The sequence below is a fragment of the Lentzea rhizosphaerae genome (assembly GCF_042649515.1).
Classification (GTDB): domain Bacteria; phylum Actinomycetota; class Actinomycetes; order Mycobacteriales; family Pseudonocardiaceae; genus Lentzea; species Lentzea aerocolonigenes.
Map to the genome: position 1 here is coordinate 114912 of NZ_JBHRZI010000007.1, position 6637 is coordinate 121548.

General features: G+C 70.8%; 7 protein-coding genes. 4 read left to right on the top strand and 3 right to left on the bottom strand.

Features of this window, described 5'->3' with window-relative positions:
* Both ACFOWZ_RS05180 and ACFOWZ_RS05185 read left to right on the top strand, forming a co-directional pair.
* Nucleotides 1–1170: an ABC transporter permease gene (locus ACFOWZ_RS05180; protein ID WP_382369513.1), complete on the top strand. Its 1170-nt coding sequence runs from the start codon at nt 1–3 to the stop codon at nt 1168–1170.
* Nucleotides 1167–2264 carry an ABC transporter permease gene (locus ACFOWZ_RS05185; RefSeq protein WP_382369516.1) on the top strand — a complete coding sequence of 366 codons (1098 nt, stop codon included), beginning with the start codon at nt 1167–1169 and terminating at the stop codon, nt 2262–2264. The genes ACFOWZ_RS05180 and ACFOWZ_RS05185 overlap by 4 nt, the downstream gene beginning before the upstream one ends.
* Here ACFOWZ_RS05185 and ACFOWZ_RS05190 read toward each other — a convergent pair.
* On the bottom strand, nt 2221–3531 hold the full coding sequence (locus ACFOWZ_RS05190; protein ID WP_382369519.1) for a wax ester/triacylglycerol synthase family O-acyltransferase: 1311 nt from the start codon (nt 3529–3531) through the stop codon (nt 2221–2223). The two genes, ACFOWZ_RS05185 and ACFOWZ_RS05190, sit on opposite strands and share 44 nt — an antisense overlap.
* 94 nt (nt 3532–3625) lie before the next feature.
* Nucleotides 3626–4324 (bottom strand): CPBP family intramembrane glutamic endopeptidase, encoded by a 699-nt coding sequence (locus ACFOWZ_RS05195; RefSeq protein ID WP_382369522.1) that lies wholly within the window; start codon nt 4322–4324, stop codon nt 3626–3628.
* Between the two features lie 12 nt (nt 4325–4336).
* On the opposite strand from ACFOWZ_RS05195, the gene ACFOWZ_RS05200 reads away from it, so the two are divergent.
* Nucleotides 4337–5392 carry an acyltransferase family protein gene (locus tag ACFOWZ_RS05200; RefSeq protein WP_382369525.1) on the top strand — a complete coding sequence of 352 codons (1056 nt, stop codon included), beginning with the start codon at nt 4337–4339 and terminating at the stop codon, nt 5390–5392.
* On the top strand, nt 5389–6189 hold the full coding sequence (locus tag ACFOWZ_RS05205; protein WP_382369528.1) for a 2-oxo acid dehydrogenase subunit E2: 801 nt from the start codon (nt 5389–5391) through the stop codon (nt 6187–6189). Before ACFOWZ_RS05200 ends, ACFOWZ_RS05205 begins: the two co-directional genes overlap by 4 nt.
* A 3-nt stretch (nt 6190–6192) precedes the next feature.
* On the opposite strand, the gene ACFOWZ_RS05210 is transcribed toward ACFOWZ_RS05205, so the two are convergent.
* On the bottom strand, nt 6193–6637 hold a 445-nt coding region (locus tag ACFOWZ_RS05210; protein WP_382369531.1), incomplete at its 5' end, for a Gmad2 immunoglobulin-like domain-containing protein.

Sequence of the window (6637 nt, forward strand, 5' to 3'; positions counted from 1 at the left end):
ATGCGTCACGCACTGCTGATCGCGGCACGCGACCTGCGCGAGCGGGCACGTGACCGCACCGCCTACGTGCTCGCGATCGTCCTCCCGCTCGGGCTCGCCGGCGTCTTCACGTTGATCCTCGGCAACATCAGCGGCGACAGCCAGCTCTTCACCTACGCCGTCGCGGACGCCGACCGCGGTGTGGTCGCCCGTGCGTTCACCGACGACGTGCTGCGGAAGGCGGCGGCCTCCGGTGCGATCGAACTGCGCACCGTTGCGTCCGAGCAGGAGGCCAGAACGCTGGTGGACGACGGCACGGCCACCGCCGCGTTCCTGCTGCCCGCCGGACTGACCGAGGACGTCCAGGCAGGACGCGCCGCGCGGATCGAGGTCGTCGGCGACGTCGACGCACCGACCGGCACCGACGTCGCGCGGTCGCTGGCCCAGGCCTACACCGACCGGCTCGGCGCGGTCCGCACCGCCGTGGCCGCGACCGTCCACTCAGGAGTGTCGACGCCGCCGGCCGAGCTCGCCGCCGCCGCGGCCGCCGCGCTCCCGCAAGCCGTGGTCGACGAGGACACCACCGGCCGCAGGCAGCTCGACGCGAAGACCCAGTACGCGGCGGGCATGGCGGTGTTCTTCCTGTTCTTCGCGGTGCAGCCGGGAGTGACCGGGCTGCTCGACGAACGCCGCAACGGCACGCTCGCGCGGCTGCTGGCCGCACCCGTGCGCCGCTCGTCGATCCTCACCGGCAAGCTGCTGACCAGCGTGGTCGTCGGCGTGGTGAGCATGACGGTCCTCGTGGTGGCGAGCTCCCTGCTGATGGGCGCGCGGTGGGGCCATCCCGTCGGCGTCGCCGCGCTGGTCCTGTCCGGTGTGCTGGCCGCGACCGGTGCGATGGCGGTGGTGGCCGCCATCGCGAAGACGTCGGAACAGGCCGGCGGCTGGCAGGCGATCGTCGCGATCGTGCTCGGTGCGCTCGGCGGCGCGTTCTTCCCGGTGACGCAGGCAGGTGGAGTGCTGGAAAAGCTCAGCCTGGTGGCGCCGCACCGGTGGTTCATGCGAGGGCTCGCGGATCTCGCGGGCGGAGGTGTCGCCGCGGTGGTCCCGTCGGTGGCGGCCATGACCGCGTTCGCGGCGGTGACGGGGGCGATCGCGCTGCTGTTGTTCCGGAAGGTGGTGCGACCGTGAAGGTCCTCTCGATCGGCTGGATGAACGTGCACCGCGCGCTGCGCGACCGCACCGGGTTGTTCTTCCTCGTGGCGCTGCCGCTGATGCTGGTGTTCATCATCGGCGCGGCGTTCGGTGGTGCGACGACACCGGTGGTCGGTGTGGTGGGTGGCGCCGGCGCACTGAGTGCCGAATCCGCGGTGCAGGTGCGGGACTTCCCGGACGAGCCTGCCCTGCGCACCGCGGTGGAGCACGGCGAGATCAGCGCCGGACTCGTGCGGACGGGCGACGACACCCCTCGTCTCCTCGTCCGCGCCGACCGGACGGGGCAGCAGCTCCGGATGCTCGTGACGACCTCGCTGACCCGTGAGGCCAACCGGATCGCGGCGGGCGAGTTCGTCTCCGCGCACACCGGGCTGGACCGCACCACCGCTCTGTCCGTTGTGGACTCTGTGCAGGTGTCACCGGTCGAGTTGCGGGTGAGCACCGCCGGCCGGGCGCTGTTCCCGGAGGGCTACTCCGGGTTCGACCTCGGTGCGGCGAACCAGCTGATCGTGTTCACCTTCCTCAACTCGCTCACCACAGCCGCCTTCCTCGTGGAGACCCGCCGGCTCGGCGTCACCCGCCGGATGCTCGCCACCCCGACGTCCGCACGGGTGATCGTGGCCGGCGAGGCACTGGGCAGGGTCGCGATCGCCCTGCTGCAAGGTCTGATCGTGCTCGTCGGGTCGGCGTTGCTGTTCGGCGTGCGCTGGGGTGACCCGTTCGGCGCTGCCGCACTGCTGTGCGCCTTCGCGCTCGTCTCGGGCGGCGCCGGGCTGCTGCTCGGGGCGGTCTGCCGCACTCAGCAGCAGACGACGGGTGCCGGCATCCTGCTGGGGCTGAGCCTCGCCGCGTTCGGCGGGTGCATGGTGCCGCTCGAGTTCTTCAGCCCCGTGCTGCGGAAGGTGGCGTTCGCGACGCCGCACGGCTGGGCCAACGACGGTTTCTCCGCGCTCACCAGGCGCGGCGGGGACCTGTTCACCGTCGCACCGCACCTGGCCGTGCTGGTGGGGTTCGCGGCCGTGCTGTTCAGCCTTGGTGCGTGGACGCTGCGTCGTGCCGTGACGCGGTGAGCAGTTCAGCGAACGCCTTGTGCAGCGCATCGGCCAGCACGTCCACGTCGGAGGTGCTGGCGCGATCGGCGGTGATGCCGATCGCCACCCTGTCGGTGTAGGACAGCACCGCGATGCCGGTCCTGATCCGAATGGCGATCGGAACGTACGGCAGGATCTCCACGATCCGCCGGCCCAGCACTCGCAACGGCTTGCGCGGCCCCGGCACGTTCGTGGTCACGGTGACGATGCTGCGCTGGGGCATCATGGCCCCGAGCCGGACGCTCCACGCGAGCGGTGCGAACGGCTCGTGCCTCGCGAGCTGGACGAGAGCGTTCCCGGTCTCGGCCTGGTGTCCCCGCTTGGCGTCGGCGAAGCGCTCGTGCACCAGCGAAAGCGCCTCCACCGCGGTCCCGGCGTCGACCGGCAGGAACGCGAGCCGGAGACTGATCTGGTTGTCCAGCCGCCGATCACCGCGGACCGACACCGGCACCATCGTCCGGATGCTGTGCGGGGACGGCCGTTCGCCGCGTTCCAGCAGAAGTGCGCGGTACGCCTGCGTCACCGCGGCCAGCACGACGTCGTTCACCGTCACCCCGAACGTGCGGGCGATCTCCTTCACCTCCGGCAACGAGGCTCGGACCACCCGGTAGAGGCGGGGCGAGCCGATCTGCCCGAAGAGCGACGACGGACGCACCGGCAACAACGACAGCGCCAGCGACAACACACCGCCGGCCAGCGCCAGCGGTGCGCGAACGACGGTGGACAGCAAAGAAAACAGGCTCGTGGACGGACCTTCGCCGGGAGGCTCCGGTGCGGGCGCGTCGCCGTACATGACGTCGTACATCATCGTGCCGCTCACGCCGTCCGCCATGCAGTGGTGCACCTTGGCCAGGACGGCCCACCGCCCCTCGGCGAGCCCCTCCACGACCCAGTACTCCCACAGCGGCCGGTCGCGGTCGAGCCGCTGCCCCATGATCCGGGCGACCAGGGCGCACAGCTCCGCGTCGCCACCCGGTGCGGGCAAGGCGGTGCGGCGCACGTGGTAGGTGAGGTCGAACGAAGGATCGTCCTGCCAAGCCGGTGTGCTCAGGTCCAACGGCGTGCGCACGAGCTTCTGCCGGGCACGGGGCAGCACCGGCAGCTTCGCCCGCATCAGCGCGAGGAACTCGGCGTGGCTCGGCACCGGTCCCTCGACCACCGCCACCGAGGCGATGGCCAGCGAGGCGTGCGGATCGGCGTCCTCGACCTCGAGGAAGGCAGCGTCCAACGGGCTGAGCTGGTCCATTCCTCCAGTGCAGCACCAACGGGTTCCGCCGCCCACGGCCCTGCGTCCCGCCGCTCGCGAGCCCTTCGGCCCTGCCTTCGCGGGCAGGGCTCGATCACGCTGAGGACAGGACGTACCAGGCGACGAGCACGCCGCCGGAGTTCGTCGCGAGATGCACCAGTGCGGGAGCGAGCACACCACGGCCGGTGTGCCGCCACCACAGCAGCACGACACCGGCGACCGACGCGGCCAGCACGGCGACCGACGAGACGAGGACCAACGACGCACTGCCGAACACCGCGCTCACCGCGGCGTTGTGCGTCAACGCCAGTGAGGGAAGCACGTGCCACAGCCCGAAGAGCGCCGACGCCCCGAGCACCGGCCCCCAGCGCCAGCGGTCGCCACCGCCGAGCAGCGCGGGCAGCACGCCGCGGAACGCGATCTCCTCCAGCAGCACGGTGCCCAGCGGGATGCGGACCAGCGCCACCCACAGCACGGAGCTCACCGCGAGGTCGGGCATGCGGCCGTCGTGGAAGAACGACCTCAGTGCCGGGACCACGAGAGCGATGCCGAAGCCGAGCGCGATCACGCCGAGGCCGGCCAGGCCGAAGAGGCCGGCCCGGCGCAGGTGCGCGCGATCCAGCCCGATCGCCGCGGCACGCAGACCCGACCAGCGGGCCAGCCCGACGAGCGCACCCGCCGTCACGAGGCCGCACAGCGGATAGGCCCATCCGGGCAGGACGCGGTTCGCGAGAGTGGTGGCCAGGACGAGCAACAGGACAGCGGCGGTCAGCGCCGCGACGCGACGACTCATGATGACTCCAGTATGCGCCCGCGCGACGAGTACCTGGACTGGCTGCGGGCGACGAGCCTCGTCGTGGTCGTCCTGTGGCACTGGGCTTTCACGATTCTGCGCTGGACACCGACGGGTCCGGTACCCACCAGTCCGCTCGGTTTCTGGTCCGGAGTGTGGATTCTCACCTGGTTGCTCCAGGTCCTGCCGATGTTCTTCTACGTCGGCGGCTGCGTGCACAGCAGCTCGTGGGCCCGTGACCGCACGCAAGGTGTCGGCCACTACGTGTGGCGTCACGTCCGCCACCTGCTCGTTCCAGCGTTGGGGCTCGTGCTCACCTGGGTGGTGCTCGGCGCGGTGTCCTGGGCGATCTTCGGGCTCTCCTGGATCCGCGGTGTGGTGCTGCTGGTCGTGAGCCCGCTGTGGTTCCTCGGGGTCTACGTCGTGCTCATCGCGCTCGTGCCGGTGAGCTCGTGGCTGCACCGCCGGTTCGACGTGCTGGTGCCCGTCTGGCTCGGCGGGATCGCGATGGTCGTCGACGTGCTGCGGTTCCGTTACGACCTGCCGTGGATCGGCTGGGTGAACATGCTCGTCGTGTGGTGGCTCGCCCACCAGGCCGGCTTCTTCCACCACCGGCTGACCCGGCGCACGGGATGGGCGTTGTTCTTCTGCGGCCTGTTCGGTCTCGCCGGGCTGGTGTTCTCCGGCCTGTACCCGGGATCGATGGTGGGGGTGCCCGGCGACCGGCTGTCCAACATCGGCCCGCCGACGTTCGTGATCGTGGCGTTGCTGGCGTTCCAGATCGGTTTCGCGGTGGTGACCCGTCCACTCGTCGAACGCGTCCTGGACGGCACGGTCGCGCGGCGGGTGGTGGCGGTGGTCAACTCGATCGCACTGCCGCTGTTCCTCTTCCACAGCACGGGGATGGCACTCGCGAGGGTGTCCGGGTTCCTCCTGCTCGGCGGTCAGATCTCGGACGACCGCGCTCCCGACCTGATCTGGTGGTTGCAGCGTCCGCTCGCCGTGGTGGTGCCGCTGCTGTTCACCCTGCCCGTGATCGTCCTTTTCGGACTGAGGAGGCGCACGTGAACTCACGGACCATTCCCACCTGGCGCAAACTCGCCTGGGCGGCCTGGCGTCCTCCGTCGGACCCCCAGTTCTACGGCGAGCTGGACCTCGACGCGACCGCGTTGCTCGCCTACGTCGACCACGTCCGTGAGACGAGTGGTACGCGTGTGACGATCACGCATCTCATCGGGCGCGCGGTGGCCCACGGACTCGTGCAGGTACCCGAACTGCGGGTGCGCGTGGCGTTCGGGCGGGAGTACGAGCGCGAGACCGCCGACGTCTTCTTCATCACCTCGGTGGAGAACGGCAAGGAGCTCAGCGGCGTGAAGATCACCGACGTCGAGCACAAGTCCGCGGTCGACGTCGCCGACGAGCTCACCCGCAGGCACGCCGCAATCGCCTCGGGCGCCGATCCGGAGTTCGGCAGGAGCAAGGCGTTGCTCGGACGCCTGCCGATCTGGCTGTTGCGCCCTGCGATGAGGTGCGGGGCGTGGCTCACCACGGCGCTCAACCTCGACCTGAAAGCGCTCGGCATGCCGCGCCAGGCCTTCGGCGGGGCCATGGTGACCTCGGTGGGGATGTGGGGTGTGCGGCGGGCGTTCTCGCCGCTGGCCGCGTACTACCGGATGCCGGTCCTGGTGCTGGTGGGCGCGGTGGAGCAGCGGCCGGTGGTCGTCGACGGCGAAGTGGTGGCCCGGCCGGTGCTGGGTGTCACGGCGACCTTCGACCACCGCTACGTCGACGGGTCACAGGCGGTGCGGTTCGCGGCGGCGGCGCGGGAGTACTGCGCCGATCCCCGCGCCTTCGAACCGGTGTGACCGTCAGCTCTGCACGGTCGCCGACGGTTGCGCCGCACCTGCGAACGTCACCGGCACGGCGGTCGTGAGAACGACATCGCCGTTCGCCGCGGACTCCTCCTGGAACAGGATCCAGCCGTTGCCGCCGTTCGGCTGGGCGAAGGTGATCTGTCCGGCGAAGGGTCGCAGCGCGTCGCCGCCACCGGTGACGAACCCGCGGCCGATTTCGGTCCTGTTCTTGTCGGTGAGCACGCGCACGGTGACGGTGCCCTCGAACACGTGCGCCCGGCCGGTGACGGACACCGGTGAGCGCAGGACGTCACCGCTCTTCGGCGCGTCGACCTGGATGACGTCGGCACGGGTGCCGGTCACGGCCCACCGATCACCTGACCGTTGCAGCGACACGACGGTCGGCAGCGTCGTGATCGGCCTGGTGTCGTCGTCCGGGCTCGCCGGGTAGCAGACGACC

Bases quoted from the DNA above. Each gene is read 5' to 3' on its own strand.
- ACFOWZ_RS05200 (WP_382369525.1), top strand. From the start codon at position 4,337: ATGCGCCCGCGCGACGAGTACCTGGACTGGCTGCGGGCGACGAGCCTC.
- ACFOWZ_RS05180 (WP_382369513.1), top strand. From the start codon at position 1: ATGCGTCACGCACTGCTGATCGCGGCACGCGACCTGCGCGAGCGGGCA.
- ACFOWZ_RS05190 (WP_382369519.1), bottom strand. From the start codon at position 3,531: ATGGACCAGCTCAGCCCGTTGGACGCTGCCTTCCTCGAGGTCGAGGAC.
- ACFOWZ_RS05195 (WP_382369522.1), bottom strand. From the start codon at position 4,324: ATGAGTCGTCGCGTCGCGGCGCTGACCGCCGCTGTCCTGTTGCTCGTC.